Annotated in this window: 10 protein-coding genes, 2 tRNA genes and 2 rRNA genes; 11 read left to right on the forward strand and 3 right to left on the reverse strand. The window is 60.3% G+C overall.

Annotated elements, in window-relative coordinates; translation table 11 throughout:
* Positions 1-36 precede the first annotated feature (36 nt).
* From LOY53_RS08645 to LOY53_RS08665, 5 genes are all read left to right on the forward strand, one after another.
* Positions 37-113: transfer RNA gene (locus tag LOY53_RS08645), tRNA-Ile, on the forward strand.
* A 6-nt stretch (positions 114-119) separates the two neighbouring features.
* A tRNA-Ala gene (locus LOY53_RS08650) sits at positions 120-195 on the forward strand.
* Between the two features lie 232 nt (positions 196-427).
* Positions 428-3,319, forward strand: a 23S ribosomal RNA gene (locus tag LOY53_RS08655).
* Between the two features lie 128 nt (positions 3,320-3,447).
* Positions 3,448-3,563 (forward strand): 5S ribosomal RNA (gene rrf / locus LOY53_RS08660).
* Positions 3,564-3,718: 155 nt separating this feature from the next.
* On the forward strand, positions 3,719-5,533 hold the full coding sequence (locus LOY53_RS08665; protein ID WP_252827266.1) for an ABC transporter ATP-binding protein/permease: 1,815 nt from the start codon (positions 3,719-3,721) through the stop codon (positions 5,531-5,533).
* A 32-nt stretch (positions 5,534-5,565) separates the two neighbouring features.
* Here LOY53_RS08665 and LOY53_RS08670 read toward each other — a convergent pair whose 3' ends face one another.
* Entirely contained in the window at positions 5,566-6,270 is a 705-nt protein-coding gene (locus tag LOY53_RS08670; protein WP_252827268.1) for an SOS response-associated peptidase family protein, read from the reverse strand.
* Between the two features lie 99 nt (positions 6,271-6,369).
* Between LOY53_RS08670 and LOY53_RS08675 the strand changes: the two genes are divergently transcribed.
* Positions 6,370-6,798, forward strand: coding sequence for a LexA family transcriptional regulator (locus tag LOY53_RS08675; protein WP_027593988.1), 429 nt, complete (start codon positions 6,370-6,372; stop codon positions 6,796-6,798).
* A 7-nt stretch (positions 6,799-6,805) separates the two neighbouring features.
* Here LOY53_RS08675 and LOY53_RS08680 read toward each other — a convergent pair whose 3' ends face one another.
* Positions 6,806-8,008, reverse strand: coding sequence for an MFS transporter (locus LOY53_RS08680; protein ID WP_408981356.1), 1,203 nt, complete (start codon positions 8,006-8,008; stop codon positions 6,806-6,808).
* A 135-nt stretch (positions 8,009-8,143) separates the two neighbouring features.
* Between LOY53_RS08680 and umuC the strand changes: the two genes are divergently transcribed.
* Complete coding sequence (gene umuC / locus LOY53_RS08685) at positions 8,144-9,418, forward strand: Y-family DNA polymerase (protein WP_252827273.1); 1,275 nt, start codon at positions 8,144-8,146, stop codon at positions 9,416-9,418.
* A gap of 113 nt (positions 9,419-9,531) precedes the next feature.
* Here the strand turns inward: umuC and LOY53_RS08690 are convergent, their stop codons facing one another.
* The gene (locus LOY53_RS08690) at positions 9,532-10,815 is read right to left on the reverse strand and encodes an arsenic transporter (protein WP_258704165.1); all 1,284 of its coding nucleotides are present in this window, start codon (positions 10,813-10,815) and stop codon (positions 9,532-9,534) included.
* Positions 10,816-11,055: 240 nt separating this feature from the next.
* Between LOY53_RS08690 and LOY53_RS08695 the strand changes: the two genes are divergently transcribed.
* The 4 genes from LOY53_RS08695 (at position 11,056) to LOY53_RS08710 (ending at position 15,606) form a co-directional block, all read left to right on the forward strand.
* Positions 11,056-13,296 carry a TonB-dependent siderophore receptor gene (locus LOY53_RS08695; protein ID WP_252827276.1) on the forward strand — a complete coding sequence of 747 codons (2,241 nt, stop codon included), beginning with the start codon at positions 11,056-11,058 and terminating at the stop codon, positions 13,294-13,296.
* Positions 13,297-13,472: 176 nt separating this feature from the next.
* Positions 13,473-13,760 (forward strand): hypothetical protein, encoded by a 288-nt coding sequence (locus tag LOY53_RS08700; RefSeq protein ID WP_027593983.1) that lies wholly within the window; start codon positions 13,473-13,475, stop codon positions 13,758-13,760.
* Positions 13,757-15,277 carry a PepSY domain-containing protein gene (locus tag LOY53_RS08705; protein WP_258703867.1) on the forward strand — a complete coding sequence of 507 codons (1,521 nt, stop codon included), beginning with the start codon at positions 13,757-13,759 and terminating at the stop codon, positions 15,275-15,277. Before LOY53_RS08700 ends, LOY53_RS08705 begins: the two co-directional genes overlap by 4 nt.
* Positions 15,274-15,606 carry a DUF3325 domain-containing protein gene (locus LOY53_RS08710; RefSeq protein WP_258703868.1) on the forward strand — a complete coding sequence of 111 codons (333 nt, stop codon included), beginning with the start codon at positions 15,274-15,276 and terminating at the stop codon, positions 15,604-15,606. Before LOY53_RS08705 ends, LOY53_RS08710 begins: the two co-directional genes overlap by 4 nt.
* The last annotated feature ends 55 nt before the right edge of the window (positions 15,607-15,661 follow it).

Raw genomic sequence — 15,661 nt, forward strand, 5'->3', positions numbered from 1 at the left:
TGATTCATTGTTGAAGACGATCAACGGACCCTCTATAGGTCTGTAGCTCAGTTGGTTAGAGCGCACCCCTGATAAGGGTGAGGTCGGCAGTTCAAATCTGCCCAGACCTACCAGTATTTGGGGCCATAGCTCAGCTGGGAGAGCGCCTGCCTTGCACGCAGGAGGTCAGCGGTTCGATCCCGCTTGGCTCCACCACTCTTCGCAGTACGCTGTGTCAAACTCAGAAATGAGCATTCGTGATCGAATGTTGATTTCTGACTTTTGTCAGATCGTTCTTTAAAAATTCGGATATGTGATAGAAATAGACTGAACACTACTTTCACTGGTAGTGGATCAGGCTAAGGTAAAATTTGTGGGCTCGAAAGAGCAAAACGAATTTTCGGCGAATGTCGTCTTCACAGTATAACCAGATTGCTTGGGGTTATATGGTCAAGTGAAGAAGCGCATACGGTGGATGCCTTGGCAGTCAGAGGCGATGAAAGACGTGGTAGCCTGCGATAAGCTTTGGGGAGTCGGCAAACAGACTGTGATCCAGAGATCTCTGAATGGGGGAACCCACTCAGCATAAGCTGAGTATCTTGTACTGAATACATAGGTGCAAGAGGCGAACCAGGGGAACTGAAACATCTAAGTACCCTGAGGAAAAGAAATCAACCGAGATTCCCTTAGTAGTGGCGAGCGAACGGGGACCAGCCCTTAAGTTGGTTTGAGATTAGTGGAACGCTCTGGAAAGTGCGGCCATAGTGGGTGATAGCCCCGTACACGAAAATCTCTTATCAATGAAATCGAGTAGGACGGAGCACGAGAAACTTTGTCTGAATATGGGGGGACCATCCTCCAAGGCTAAATACTACTGACTGACCGATAGTGAACTAGTACCGTGAGGGAAAGGCGAAAAGAACCCCGGAGAGGGGAGTGAAATAGATCCTGAAACCGTATGCGTACAAGCAGTGGGAGCCTACTTGTTAGGTGACTGCGTACCTTTTGTATAATGGGTCAGCGACTTATATTCAGTGGCGAGCTTAACCGAATAGGGGAGGCGTAGCGAAAGCGAGTCTTAATAGGGCGTTTAGTCGCTGGGTATAGACCCGAAACCGGGCGATCTATCCATGGGCAGGTTGAAGGTTAGGTAACACTGACTGGAGGACCGAACCGACTACCGTTGAAAAGTTAGCGGATGACCTGTGGATCGGAGTGAAAGGCTAATCAAGCTCGGAGATAGCTGGTTCTCCTCGAAAGCTATTTAGGTAGCGCCTCATGTATCACTGTAGGGGGTAGAGCACTGTTTCGGCTAGGGGGTCATCCCGACTTACCAAACCGATGCAAACTCCGAATACCTACAAGTGCCGAGCATGGGAGACACACGGCGGGTGCTAACGTCCGTCGTGAAAAGGGAAACAACCCAGACCGTCAGCTAAGGTCCCAAAGTCATGGTTAAGTGGGAAACGATGTGGGAAGGCTTAGACAGCTAGGAGGTTGGCTTAGAAGCAGCCACCCTTTAAAGAAAGCGTAATAGCTCACTAGTCGAGTCGGCCTGCGCGGAAGATGTAACGGGGCTCAAACCATGCACCGAAGCTACGGGTATCACCTTTTGGTGATGCGGTAGAGGAGCGTTCTGTAAGCCTGTGAAGGTGAGTTGAGAAGCTTGCTGGAGGTATCAGAAGTGCGAATGCTGACATGAGTAACGACAATGGGAGTGAAAAACTCCCACGCCGAAAGACCAAGGTTTCCTGCGCAACGTTAATCGACGCAGGGTTAGTCGGTCCCTAAGGCGAGGCTGAAAAGCGTAGTCGATGGAAAACAGGTTAATATTCCTGTACTTCCAGTTATTGCGATGGAGGGACGGAGAAGGCTAGGCCAGCTTGGCGTTGGTTGTCCAAGTTTAAGGTGGTAGGCTGAGATCTTAGGCAAATCCGGGATCTTAAGGCCGAGAGCTGATGACGAGTTGCCTTTAGGCGACGAAGTGGTTGATGCCATGCTTCCAAGAAAAGCTCCTAAGCTTCAGATAACTGGGAACCGTACCCCAAACCGACACAGGTGGTTAGGTAGAGAATACCAAGGCGCTTGAGAGAACTCGGGTGAAGGAACTAGGCAAAATGGCACCGTAACTTCGGGAGAAGGTGCGCCGGCGAGGGTTAAGGACTTGCTCCGTAAGCCCATGCCGGTCGAAGATACCAGGCCGCTGCGACTGTTTATTAAAAACACAGCACTCTGCAAACACGAAAGTGGACGTATAGGGTGTGACGCCTGCCCGGTGCCGGAAGGTTAATTGATGGGGTTAGCGCAAGCGAAGCTCTTGATCGAAGCCCCGGTAAACGGCGGCCGTAACTATAACGGTCCTAAGGTAGCGAAATTCCTTGTCGGGTAAGTTCCGACCTGCACGAATGGCGTAACGATGGCGGCGCTGTCTCCACCCGAGACTCAGTGAAATTGAAATCGCTGTGAAGATGCAGTGTATCCGCGGCTAGACGGAAAGACCCCGTGAACCTTTACTATAGCTTTGCACTGGACTTTGAATTTGCTTGTGTAGGATAGGTGGGAGGCTTTGAAGTGGGGACGCCAGTTCTCATGGAGCCATCCTTGAAATACCACCCTGGCAACTTTGAGGTTCTAACTCAGGTCCGTTATCCGGATCGAGGACAGTGTATGGTGGGTAGTTTGACTGGGGCGGTCTCCTCCCAAAGAGTAACGGAGGAGTACGAAGGTGCGCTCAGACCGGTCGGAAATCGGTCGTAGAGTATAAAGGCAAAAGCGCGCTTGACTGCGAGACAAACACGTCGAGCAGGTACGAAAGTAGGTCTTAGTGATCCGGTGGTTCTGTATGGAAGGGCCATCGCTCAACGGATAAAAGGTACTCCGGGGATAACAGGCTGATACCGCCCAAGAGTTCATATCGACGGCGGTGTTTGGCACCTCGATGTCGGCTCATCACATCCTGGGGCTGAAGCCGGTCCCAAGGGTATGGCTGTTCGCCATTTAAAGTGGTACGCGAGCTGGGTTTAGAACGTCGTGAGACAGTTCGGTCCCTATCTGCCGTGGACGTTTGAGATTTGAGAGGGGCTGCTCCTAGTACGAGAGGACCGGAGTGGACGAACCTCTGGTGTTCCGGTTGTCACGCCAGTGGCATTGCCGGGTAGCTATGTTCGGAAGAGATAACCGCTGAAAGCATCTAAGCGGGAAACTTGCCTCAAGATGAGATCTCACTGGGATCTTGAATCCCCTAAAGGGCCGTCGAAGACTACGACGTTGATAGGTTGGGTGTGTAAGCGCTGTGAGGCGTTGAGCTAACCAATACTAATTGCCCGTGAGGCTTGACCATATAACACCCAAGCAATTTGCTAGCGCGAATTGCGGTGGTGAAGACGAAAGACCCGAAAGTTCGTAACCACAAAATCGCATATCCGAATTCGCTGGGCTGTCCATCTGGACATTCTGGCTACAGAATTTCTTGACGACCATAGAGCATTGGAACCACCTGATCCCATCCCGAACTCAGTAGTGAAACGATGCATCGCCGATGGTAGTGTGGGGTTTCCCCATGTGAGAGTAGGTCATCGTCAAGATTCATTTCGCAAAACCCCTATCTGCGCGAGCAGGTAGGGGTTTTGTCCTTTCCGACCGTCAACACTGGCCGTGATGATGAAACATGCGTCATCCATGCCTGATAAAACCTGAGGTAATGCTACCCTCGCGGAAATACTCAGCATGGATACCCATCATGGAAATGAACTGGCACCAGGCTTTGCAAGAGAGCCTGAGCTGGCTGGCAATCGCCTCGTTCATCACCCTGGTCTGCTTCACCGCAGCGGCGACACTGGCAGTGCGCTTTACACGCTGGGGCAGCCAATTCTGGCAGCTCGCCGGGTCGTATTTCAGCTTCAGGCGCAGCTGGCGGCCGCTGTTGGTGTTTGCCCTTTTATTGGTCATGACACTGTTCTCGGTGCGCCTGAACGTACTGTTTTCGTTCTGGTACAACGGTTTCTACAGCGCACTGCAAGGCCTGGATCAGAGTGCCTTCTGGTACCTGCTAGGCGTATTTGCGGTGCTCGCCACCATCCACGTGCTGCGCTCGCTGTTCACGTTCTACGTGACCCAGGCCTTCAGCATTCACTGGCGAGTCTGGCTCACCAAGCGCCTGACGCGCGACTGGATGCACGGCGATGCTTACTACCGCGGCCAGTTCCTCGCCGAGCCCGTAGACAACCCCGACCAGCGTATCGAGCTGGACGTCAATGCTTTCGTCACCAACTCCGTGTCGCTTGCCCTCGGCGCAGTCAGTGCCCTGGTGTCGTTGGTGGCATTCACAGGCATCCTCTGGGGCTTGTCGGCACCGCTGGCAGTGGCGGGGGTCGAGATCCCACGGGCGATGGTCTTTGCCGTGTACCTGTACGTGATCGTCGCCACCTGGATTGCCTTTCGCCTTGGGCGCCCGTTGATTCGTCTGAACTTCCTCAACGAAAAACTCACCGCTAACTTCCGTTACGCGCTGATGCGTCTGCGCGAAAATGCGGAGAACATCGCGTTCTATCAAGGGGCACAGGTAGAGCGGGGCACATTGTTGGGCCGCTTTGGCGCATTGATTGTCAACGCTTGGGCATTGGTCTACCGAAACTTGAAGTTCAGCGGTTTCAACCTGGGCATCAGCCAGGTTGCCGTGGTGTTCCCCTTCATCCTTCAGGCGCCGCGTTTCTTCAGTGGCGCTATCAAACTTGGCGACGTGATGCAGACCTCCCAGGCCTTTGGCCAGGTGCAGGATTCTTTGTCGTTCTTCCGCGAATCCTACGACGCCTTCGCCCAGTACCGCGCCACCCTCGATCGTTTGACGGGCTTCCTCGATGCCAATGAACAGGCCAGTTCGCTGCCGCGCGTCACTACCGCGGAACAGGCGCATGCCCTGGACATTACCGGTTTGCAGGTGCTGCGCCCTGATGGCCATGCCCTTATAGCCGACCTTGATCTGAGCCTGCGCGCTGGCCAGGCGCTGCTGATCAAAGGGCCTTCTGGGAGTGGTAAAACCACCCTGTTGCGTGCACTGGCTGGGCTCTGGCCTTACGCTGCGGGGGAGGTCAGGCGCCCCGTGGGGCACCAGGCGTTGTTCCTGTCTCAGCGCCCGTACCTGCCGCTAGGCGACCTGCGCACCGTTATCGCCTACCCATCGGCCAGCGCAGCCGAGCATGAAGTGCGCATGCAGCAAGCCCTGCGCCAGGTCAACCTGGCCCACCTTGCCGAGCGCCTGGACGTCAGTTGCGACTGGTCGCACATCCTCTCGGTGGGTGAGCAACAGCGCCTGGCGTTTGCCCGGGTACTGTTCAACCAGCCCCAAGTAGTGTTTCTCGACGAGTCCACCTCGGCCATGGACGAAGGGCTGGAGCATACGTTGTATGCCCTATTGCGCAGCGAGATGCCGCAGGCCCTGTTGGTGAGTGTTGGCCACCGCAGTACGTTGGCGGCGTTCCACACGCATCGGCTCGAGGTGGATGGGCATGGGGGCTGGTCGGTCATAGAGCAGCAACCGGCGCACGTTCCGGTTTAGCGGAGGGGTAGGAGGGTAATGACAGCGCAGCGTCAGGTTTGATCCTCGGCATCCTGCATCACGATCAACTCGGCCCCGTCGTTGCGCACATTTCCGACAGCCTTGCTCACTGGGAACCACTCGAACGCCTCGACCGGCAGGCACCGCTCTCGTGCCAGGCGCTCGGCTTCCTCGGCGGGTACGTCAGCGTCAATCCATATGCGCGCATCCGCCGGCTCAAGCACCAGAGGCCGGCGGTCATGGATGTCGACCATGCCCTCGTCACTGGCGGCGGTGATGATCACGAAGCCATCGCCTTCGTTAGGCGCCATCCCCGTGTGCACCTGGGCCAACGCGGCCATGAACATCGGTGCCTGGCTTTTCAGGCGAATGTAGTACGGCTGCTTGCGGTTGGCGTCATGCGGGTCGGCCACCCATTCGTACCACCCATCCGCCATCACCAACGCCCGCCCTTGCGGCCATAAGGCTTTGAAAAACTTGCCGGTGGTCACTGTTTCTACTCGGGCGTTGATCGGGGCGGGGCGTTTGCCGGTGGCCCAGAACGGTGCCCAGCCCCAGTGGCAGGGGTCGACGCGCAGCCCGCCCTCGGCACGGTGCAGGATCAGCACCCGGCTGCCGGGGGCGACGTTGTAGCGACCGATCGGCAGGTTGTCATAGCCGCTGATCACGTCCTGTTCGGCGTTCAGCTCACGCAGGTAATCGGCCAGGCCTTGATACTGGGCGAAGCGTCCACACATGGCATGTACCCCACTTGTCGAAATGTCCTACGCCGAAATTGACCTGATGCTCGGTAGATCGATACTGTATCCATATACAGTTAAATTCAAGGCCGTGCCATGACTTCCATCCTGGGTCCCATCACCTGCGGCAGCGGTGCCGTTTCGCGTTATCTGTTCCGCATCCCGGCAGGCTTTCCGTCGCCGGCGGCGGACCACATGGAGCAGCCGATTTCGCTCGATGAACTGTTCAACCTGCGCGCCCCGCATATGTATCTGGTCAGGATAGACGGCGACAGCATGCAGGGCGCCGGGATCTTCGACGGCGACCTGGTGCTGGTCGACCGCTCTCTCGAAGCGCGGCATGGCCAGATCGTGATCGCAGCGGTCAATGGCGAACCGCTGTGCAAGCGGCTGCATAAGGTGGGTGGGCAGGTGGTGCTGCGTTCGGAGAATCCGCGTTACCCCCCACGTTACATCCTCGAAGGCGATGAGTTGACGATCTGGGGGGTAGTGACCTTCAGCGTGCGCAGTCACGATCCGAAATAGCGGCCGTTCAGCGCAGCAAGCCAACCCCTGTCAGGGTAATCCCAGCAAGCACTGCCCCCAGCAGAAAGGTGGCCTGGAACCCGACCCCATCCCACATCAGCCCGGCCACCACGCTGGCGATCAGCAGGGCAACGCCGGTCAGCAGGTGGAACAGGCCGAACGCGGTACCGCGCAGGTTGGCCGGGGCGCTGTCGGCGATCAGCGAGGCAAAGACGCCTTGGGTGAAACCCAGGTGCAGCCCCCAGGCCACTACCCCCAGCGCCAGCCCGGCCCAGCCCGGCCACAACGCCAGCATCACGTCAGCCAGCAGCAGCAGCCCCAGCCCTGCCATCAGTACACCACGGCGGCCAAGCCTGTCCGACAGCACTCCGGCGGGGTAGGCCGACAGCGAATAGGCCAAGGCCATTACCACCAGAACCGCCGGTGCCCATAACGCGGCCAGGCCCATGTCCTGGGCGCGCAGCAACAAAAAGGCCTCACTGAAGCGTGCCAAGGTAAACACCATGGCCAATGCGATCAGTCGCCAGTAGCCGGCGCCAAGCCGCCTCAGTTGGTGCAGGGTCAGTGGCGAACGCACCGGTCGCGACGTGGCCGTGGCCTCGGGCTCGTGCACGAACGCCACAAGCGTGCCGACCGCCACAAGCGCAGGGATCACCGCCACCCAGAACACCGTCTGGAAATGACTGGCCGTGAGCCACATCAGCAAGATCGCCAGCAATGGCCCAAGGAAGGCGCCGACAGTGTCCAGTGCCTGGCGCAGGCCGAAGGCGGCGCCGCGCAATTCGGGCGGCGTTACGTCGGCCACCAATGCATCCCGCGGCGCCCCGCGGATGCCCTTGCCGATACGGTCGACAAAGCGTGCCGCGATCAACCAGTCCAGGCCCGAGGCCAAGGGGAACACGGGCTTGGTCAGCGCGCCCAGGCCGTAGCCCACGACCGTGAGCAGCTTGCGCTTGCCCAGCCGGTCGCTCAGTGCGCCGGAAAACACTTTGGTGATCGATGCGGTCGCCTCGGCGATACCTTCGATAAAGCCGACCGCCACCACCGAGGTGCCGAGCACGGTCACCATGTAAAGCGGCAGCAGGGCGTGGATCATCTCCGAGGAAATGTCCATGAACATCGACACGAAGCCCAGCGCCCAGACACTGCGCGGGATCTTTGGCAGGCCCTTGGCGGCAATCGTATGCCCGGTTTTTTCGGTGGTGCGCATTGGCCGTCTCGCGGGGGTTGCTACGTTCAGAACTGTAGGAGCCAGCGCGCAGGATGCAAATCGGATGAATGGGAGAGGCGACAACGCGCTTATAGGGTGTACTGTATAGATATACAGCCAATGAAAGCCTTCGAGATGAATCCACAGCCCGTTTATGCCCTGATCGACTGCAACAGTTTCTACGCCAGCTGCGAGCGCGTGTTCCGCCCCGATCTGCTGCGAACGCCCATCGTCGTGCTCAGCAACAACGATGGGTGCATCATCGCCCGCAGTGCCGAGGCCAAGCAGTGGGTGAAGATGGGCCAGCCGTATTATCAGGTGAAGGACCTGTTGCGCCGCCATGGCGTGGTGGCTTTTTCATCCAACTATGCGTTGTACGGCGACATGAGCCAGCGGGTGATGGCGGTAATCGAAGGCATGGTCCCGGCACTGGAGGTGTATTCCATCGACGAAGCCTTCGCCGACCTGACCGGCGTACCCGGAGACCTCGACTACCTGGGCCGCTGCATCCGCGAGCGGGTGCTCAAGCACACCGGCATCCCCGTCGGCGTCGGCATCGCGGGTACCAAGACCCTGGCCAAGCTGGCCAACCACGCGGCCAAACGCTGGGCCGTTCACAGCGGTGGGGTGGTCGACCTGCGCATCGCGTCGCAGGGTGAGTGGGTGTTGAAGAAGTGCGACGTGTCCGAGGTCTGGGGCATCGGCAAACGCCTCACCGCGCACCTGCAGGGCATGGGAATCCGTTCTGCCTGGGACTTGTCACGCGCCGATCCAGGCCTGCTGCGCAAGACCTTCAGCGTGGTGGTGGAAAAGACTGCGCGCGAACTGGCGGGCACGCCGTGCCTGCAACTGCAGGACATCGACCCGCCACGCCAGGAAATCTGTTGTAGCCGCATGTTCGGCAAGCGCCTGACCGAGCTGGCACCCATCAAGGAAGCGGTGGCCACCTACGTGATGCGCGCTTCGGAGAAGTTGCGTAGCCAGCGCTCCCTGGCGAGCAAGATGCGCGTCAGTATCCGTACCGGTATGTTCAACCCGGACGAGGCCAAGTACGCCAACGGCGTGGTGGTGCAGTTGCCGTACCCGACAGATGACGTGCGGCTGCTTACACGCATGGCCCTGGAGGCGGTGGGGCGTGTCTATCGGCAGGGCTTTCGCTACAGCAAGGCAGAAGTGTTGTTGCTAGAGCTGTGCCAGCGTGGGCAATTCACCGGCGACTTGTTTGCCCCGTCGCAGACGGTGCAGGCGGAGCGGGTAATGGGTGTGATCGACGGTGTCAACGCACGTTGGGGCAGGGGCACGCTGCGCAGTGCAGCGGTACCGGCGGCAGCGGAATGGGCAATGCGGCGCGAGTTGATGAGCGCAGGCTTCACCACGCAGATGGCCGGGTTATGGCGGGTTAATCGCTGAGCACGGATTACAACGTACCTCCTGTAGGAGCGGGTTCACCCGCGAACCAGGGCGTAGCCCTGGCCAGGCACCATGTCCAAATTATCGCAGGTCAACCCCACAGGCCGGGGCGCCTAGATACTCAACCGCACCGCCAAAGCCGCCAATGTCACCAGCAACACCGGCACCGTCAGCAACACCCCGACCTTGAAGTAATACCCCCAGCCGATGCTAACCCCTTTGCGCGCCAGCACATGTAGCCACAGCAGCGTGGCCAGGCTGCCAATCGGGGTGATCTTCGGCCCCAGGTCACAGCCAATCACGTTGGCGTAGATCATCGCTTCGCGCACCACGCCTTGCGCCTCGCTGGCATGGATCGACAGCGCACCGATCAGCACGCTGGGCAGGTTGTTCATCACCGACGACAACAGCGCGGCAATCAGCCCGGTACCGAGCGAAGCCACCCACACCCCATGGCCGGCCAGCCAGCTCAGCACGCTGCCCAGCGAGTCGGTCAGGCCGGCATTGCGCAACCCGTAGACCACCAGGTACATCCCCAGTGAAAACACCACGATCTGCCACGGGGCTTCGCGCAGCACGCGGCGAGTGGAAATCACGTGACCACGGGCCGCGACGGCGAACAGTACGGCCGCACAGGCTGCGGCCACGGCACTGACCGGGATACCCAACGGCTCGAGCACGAACAGGCTGGCCAGCAACGCCAGCAGCACCACCCAACCGACACGAAACGTCGCGCGGTCGCGGATGGCCATGGCTGGCAGCTTGAGCTCATCGGTGGCATAGCGCAGCGGGATATCGCGGCCGAAGTACACCCTCAGCACCAACAAGGTGGCTGCCACGGCCACCAGGTTCACCGGCACCATGACCGAGGCATAGGCGTTGAAACCCAGGCCGAAGTAGTCCGCCGAGACAATGTTCACCAGGTTCGACACCACCAGTGGCAGGCTCGCAGTGTCGGCGATAAAGCCCGCACCCATGACGAAGGCCAGGGTGGCGGCGGGCGAAAAGCGCAGCGCCAGCAGCATCGACATGACGATGGGGGTGAGGATCAGCGCCGCCCCGTCATTGGCGAACAGCGCCGACACGGCGGCGCCCAGCAGCACCATGAAGGCGAACAAGCGGCGCCCGTCACCCCCCGCCCACCGCGCCACGTGCAGCGCCGCCCACTCGAAGAAGCCGGCCTCGTCCAGCAGCAGGCTGATGATGATGAGGGCGATGAACGTGGCCGTGGCGTTCCAGATAATGGCCCAGACGGTGGGGATGTCGTGCAGTGACACCACCCCGCACAACAGCGCAAGCACAGCCCCCAAGGTGGCGCTCCAGCCGACGCCCAGGCCTTTGGGCTGCCAGATGACGAGGGTCAGCGTGAACAGGAAAATCAACGCGGCTGGGAGCATGAACACAAGGTCTCGAATGGCCAAAGAAGCTGCCACAGAGTAGGGCAAGGACGGGCGTTTCAGCAAAGTTCCGTTACAAACATGTAAGTTTCGTAAATAAGATTTAAACCCATTTGAGAATCACTATATTTACCACCCCTGTTGGCCTCCACTTTTTAGTTGCGAGGCCGGTGGGCGAGGGCTCGCCGGCTTCCTGGCAGGGATGTGCCTTTTCGCTCATGAATCGCAGGAGATGTACCGATGCAATCCAGACCTTCACCCAACAGCCTGGCCCTGGCGTTCGTTGCGTTGGCCTCGCCGGCCATGGCCGCGACCGCCGCCCAGGCTGAAGAGCAACGCGCCGGTGAAGTGCTGGAGGTGCCTGTTGCGCAAAGCGCGCTGGTCATTCAGGACACCCTGGTCACCGCCGAACGCGAAGCGCGGCAGGCACTGGGTTCGTCGATCATCACCGAAGAAGACATCAAGCGTCACCCCCCGGCCAATGACCTGTCCGAACTGATCCGCCGCGAACCGGGGGTCAACCTGACCGGCAACAGTGCCAGCGGTGCGCGCGGCAACAACCGGCAGATCGACCTGCGTGGCATGGGGCCGGAAAACACCTTGATCCTGATCGACGGCAAGCCCTCCAGCGCGCGCAATGCGGTGCGTTATGGCTGGAACGGCGACCGCGATACCCGTGGCGAAACCAACTGGGTGCCGGCCGAAGCGGTCGAGCGCATCGAGATCCTGCGCGGCCCGGCGGCGGCGCGTTACGGCTCTGGCGCCATGGGCGGGGTGGTCAACATCATCACCAAGCGCCCGACCGATGAGCTCAAAGGCAGCGTCAGCCTGTACACGCAAATGCCTGAAGACAGCGCCGAGGGAGCCAGCCGTCGTACCAACTTCAACCTGGGGGGCGGCCTCACCGAAAACCTGGGTTTCCGCCTGTATGGTGGCCTGGCCAAGACCGACGCCGACGACCTGGACATCAACGCCAGCCATGCCAACAGTGCGCTGTCGGCCGGCCGCGAAGGCGTGCGCAACAAAGACATCAACGGGATGCTGAGCTGGAAACTCAACGACGAGCACCGCTTTGAAACCAGCGCCGGCTACAGCCGACAAGGCAACATTTATGCTGGCGACACCATGAACAGCAACGGCGGCAGCAATGTCGATCTGATCTCCAGCCTGTATGGCCACGAGACCAACGTGATGCAGCGCAACACCTACGACCTGACCCACCTGGGCGATTTCGCCTGGGGCACCAGCAAGACCACCCTGGCCTACGAGTACGTGCGCAACTGGCGCCTCAACGAAGGCCTGGCCGGGGGGCCGGAAGGCGCGATCAACGACAGCGGCGCGGCCATGTCACGGCTGCGCAATACACGCCTGAGCAGCGAAGTGAACCTGCCATTCGCGATGGGCAGCACCGAGCATGTACTGACCCTGGGTGGTGAATACCTGTACGAGTCACTCAACGATCAGGGCTCGTTCCGCCCGCAGAGTTTTGACCCCAGTGGCGGTGGCAACGACGCGATCAGCGGCTTCGACCGCAGCAACTCGAAGATGACCGCCAAGAGCTACGCGCTGTTCGTCGAAGACAACATCATTGTCGGCGATACCACCGTCACCCCAGGTCTGCGCTTTGACCACCACGAGACCTTCGGCGACAACTTCAGCCCCAGCCTTAACCTGTCGCACAAACTGACCGAGGCGCTGTCGGTCAAGGGCGGTATCGCCCGCGCTTACAAGGTGCCGAACCTGTACCAGTCCAACCCCAACTACCTGCTTTACAGCCGTGGTAACGGTTGCAGCGTGCAGCAGACCAACTCGGGTGGCTGCTACCTACAGGGCAACGCCGACCTCAAGCCTGAGATCAGCGTCAACAAAGAGATCGGCCTGCTGTACGACCGTGGCACCTGGCGTACCAGCGCGACCTACTTCCGCAACGATTACAAGAACAAGATCATTGGCGACACTGATGTGCTCTACACCATCAACAGCGGCCGCCGCGTGACGCAGTGGGAGAACGCCGGCGAAGCGCGCGTGGAAGGGATCGAGGGCAACTTCTTCATCGAGCTGAGCCCGACCCTGGATTGGAACACCAACCTGACCTGGATGCTCGACAATGACAACCGCGAGACGGGCGAGCCGCTGTCGGTGATTCCAGAGTACACGGTCAATACCACCCTCGACTGGCGCGCCACCGACAAACTGTCGTTCCAGGTGGCAGGCACTTACTTCGGCAAGCAGAAGTCGCCGACCTACAACTACCGCACCCAGGAAAGCTACGACCAGGAGGCGCAGCAGGATGTCGAAGCCTACGGCCTGGTGGACGTGAGCACAGGTTACAAGTTCAACGCCAACTATGACGTGCGGGTGGGGGTGAACAACGTGTTCGATAAGCAGATCCTGCGCGGTGGCAATGCCAGTAGCTCGGGGGCCAACACTTACAACCAGCCAGGTCGGGCGGTGTTTGCTTCGTTGAATATCACCTTCTGATCCCGGGGCCGCAGTGCGGCCCAATCCCCCTGTAGGAGCAGCCTTGCGCTGCGAAGAAGCCGGTGATAACAGCGAAGACTCTCGGGGCTGTCATCGACTGCTTCGCAGCACAAGGCTGCTCCTACAGGGCGATCGGGTTGCGCAGCAGCCCGCCCAAGACCCTCGAGGAGCTCCCGATGATCCAAGCCCCCGCCTGGCTGCAGATCTTCTCCCGCAGCACCGCGGCGTTGCTGGGCGGTTACGCGTTCAGCTACGCCGCCAGTGCCTGCCTGGCCCGGTTGCTGCCGCTGTCGTCCGCCGACGCGGTCATTGTCGCAACCCTGCCAGCCTTCATCTTCTACACCGGCGCAATCCTCTGGGCCTTTGCCAGCCGTGATGCCGTGCGTGCCTGGGCGCCACTGGTGCTTGCTGCACCGCTGGCTTTGATCGGCTTCTGGCCGCAGGCACTAAGGTGGCTGGCATGAAGAATACCTTCACCCAATCGATGGCCTGGTTACACACCTGGGCCGGGCTGATCTTCGGCTGGCTGCTGTTCGCCATCTTCGTCACCGGCACCCTGGCGGTGTTCGACAAGGAGCTCGATCACTGGATGCAGCCGGAAATCCCGGCAACCGAGGTGTCCCAGGCCGACGCCGCGCAGCGGGCCGTTGCCTATCTGCAAGCCCATGAACCGAAGGCCAGCAACTGGGGCATCAGCCTGCCCACCGAGCGTTCGCCCGGGTTGCGCGTATCCACCGGCGAGCGCCGCCATGGCGGTGGCGTGCAGCTCGACCCACGTACCGGCGAAGCCATCGAGGTGCGTGACAGTGTCGGTGGCAACTTCTTTTTCCGCTTCCATTTCACCCTCGATTTGCCGCGCAACTGGGGCATCTTCGTGGTCGGCGCGCTGGCGTTGGTGATGCTGGCGGCACTGGTCACGGGCATCGTGATCCACAAGAAGATCTTCAAAGAGTTCTTCACCTTCCGGCCCAACAAGGGCCAGCGCTCATGGCTGGACTTTCACAATGCCAGCGCCGTGCTGTTGCTGCCGTTCCACCTGATGATCACCTACACCGGGTTGGTGATCTTCATGCTCATCTACATCCCGGCAGGGGTCGATGCATTGTTCGAAGGCGACAGCCGCGCGTACTTCCAGGCGCAGGGCAATGCCCGCCTGGAACAGCCACGGCAACTGGCCAGGCAGCCGGGCGAGCTGGTTGATGTGGCGCCGTTGTTGGCTCAGGCCGAGGCGCGGCTGGGGCCGATTGGCGGTTTGAACATCCGCAACCCCAACACCGCGGGCGCGCGTATTGAAGTCCGCCCTGAGCTGGGCAACCGGATCGCCCTCGCCAAAGGCCAGGCGATGGTCTTCGATGGCGTCAGCGGCGAGCTGCTTAGCGATGTGCCGGAATGGCGCGCGGCCCCGCTGACCCAGCGGGTGATGGTCGGCCTGCACTTTGCCCAGTTCGGCGGCTACCCGATGCGTTGGCTGTACTTCATTTGTGGGGTGGTCAGTTGCGTAATGATCGCCAGTGGGCTGGTGCTGTTCTGCGTCAAGCGTGGGCGCAAGTATGCCAGCGCCACAGCGCAGCCTTCTGCGCGGCGCTGGTACCGGGTGGCCGAAGTGTGCAATGTCGGCTTCGTCAGCGGGTTGTTACTGGCCTGCGTGGCCCTGCTGTGGGCCAGCCGCTTGTTGCCGGTTGAACTCGTGCAACGGGAAAGCTGGGAGGTGCGCGCGTTCTTTGGCACATGGCTGCTGGCGCTGCTACACGCGGGGGTGAGGCCGGCACGGCGCGCCTGGGTCGAGCAATTGCTGTTGGTGGCGCTGCTGTGCATCAGCTTGGCTGCGTTGGGTGGCATGGCTGACGCGATGCGCGTGGGTGTAGTGGCGTGTGCGATGGTGTTGGGCGTGTTGCTGGGGCTGGTGGCTTGGCGTGTACGTCAGGCTGCGTCGGCGCCGCAGAAGACAAGGGCAGGGCGAAGCGTGGAGGCGGGCGCATGATGATGTGGGTTACAGGCGGTGTGTTGTTTGCCTACGCCGGGATGCTCGCCTTGTGCCAAGGGCTGGAGCGGCACTACAAGCACGTCTGGAATCGGCCCTGCCCGCGTGGCCTACGCCTGGGATTGCGAGGGGCAGGGTGGCTGGCGCTGCTGGTCAGCCTGCTGCTGTGCGCCCAGGCCTGGGGTTGGGCCATGGGGCCGGTGGCGTGGTTCGGGTCGCTGTCGCTGGCAGGGATGCTGCTAGTGATGCTATTGCCCTACTGGCCGCGGTTGGCCGTCGGCTTGTCGGCGGCAGTGCCGGTGTGGGGCGTGATGTTGTTGCTGGCTTGATCCGCACGGGCCAGGCGCATTTCGTCGCGCAAAAAAAGTGACGGCATGCTAAACC

This window comes from Pseudomonas sp. B21-031 (assembly GCF_024748985.1).
Classification (GTDB): domain Bacteria; phylum Pseudomonadota; class Gammaproteobacteria; order Pseudomonadales; family Pseudomonadaceae; genus Aquipseudomonas; species Aquipseudomonas kermanshahensis.

Bases quoted from the DNA above. Each gene is read 5' to 3' on its own strand.
- LOY53_RS08705 (WP_258703867.1), top strand. From the start codon at position 13,757: ATGAAGAATACCTTCACCCAATCGATGGCCTGGTTACACACCTGGGCC.
- LOY53_RS08690 (WP_258704165.1), bottom strand. From the start codon at position 10,815: ATGCTCCCAGCCGCGTTGATTTTCCTGTTCACGCTGACCCTCGTCATC.
- umuC (WP_252827273.1), top strand. From the start codon at position 8,144: ATGAATCCACAGCCCGTTTATGCCCTGATCGACTGCAACAGTTTCTAC.
- LOY53_RS08675 (WP_027593988.1), top strand. From the start codon at position 6,370: ATGACTTCCATCCTGGGTCCCATCACCTGCGGCAGCGGTGCCGTTTCG.
- LOY53_RS08695 (WP_252827276.1), top strand. From the start codon at position 11,056: ATGCAATCCAGACCTTCACCCAACAGCCTGGCCCTGGCGTTCGTTGCG.
- LOY53_RS08700 (WP_027593983.1), top strand. From the start codon at position 13,473: ATGATCCAAGCCCCCGCCTGGCTGCAGATCTTCTCCCGCAGCACCGCG.
- LOY53_RS08665 (WP_252827266.1), top strand. From the start codon at position 3,719: ATGGAAATGAACTGGCACCAGGCTTTGCAAGAGAGCCTGAGCTGGCTG.
- LOY53_RS08670 (WP_252827268.1), bottom strand. From the start codon at position 6,270: ATGTGTGGACGCTTCGCCCAGTATCAAGGCCTGGCCGATTACCTGCGT.
- LOY53_RS08710 (WP_258703868.1), top strand. From the start codon at position 15,274: ATGATGATGTGGGTTACAGGCGGTGTGTTGTTTGCCTACGCCGGGATG.
- LOY53_RS08680 (WP_408981356.1), bottom strand. From the start codon at position 8,008: ATGCGCACCACCGAAAAAACCGGGCATACGATTGCCGCCAAGGGCCTG.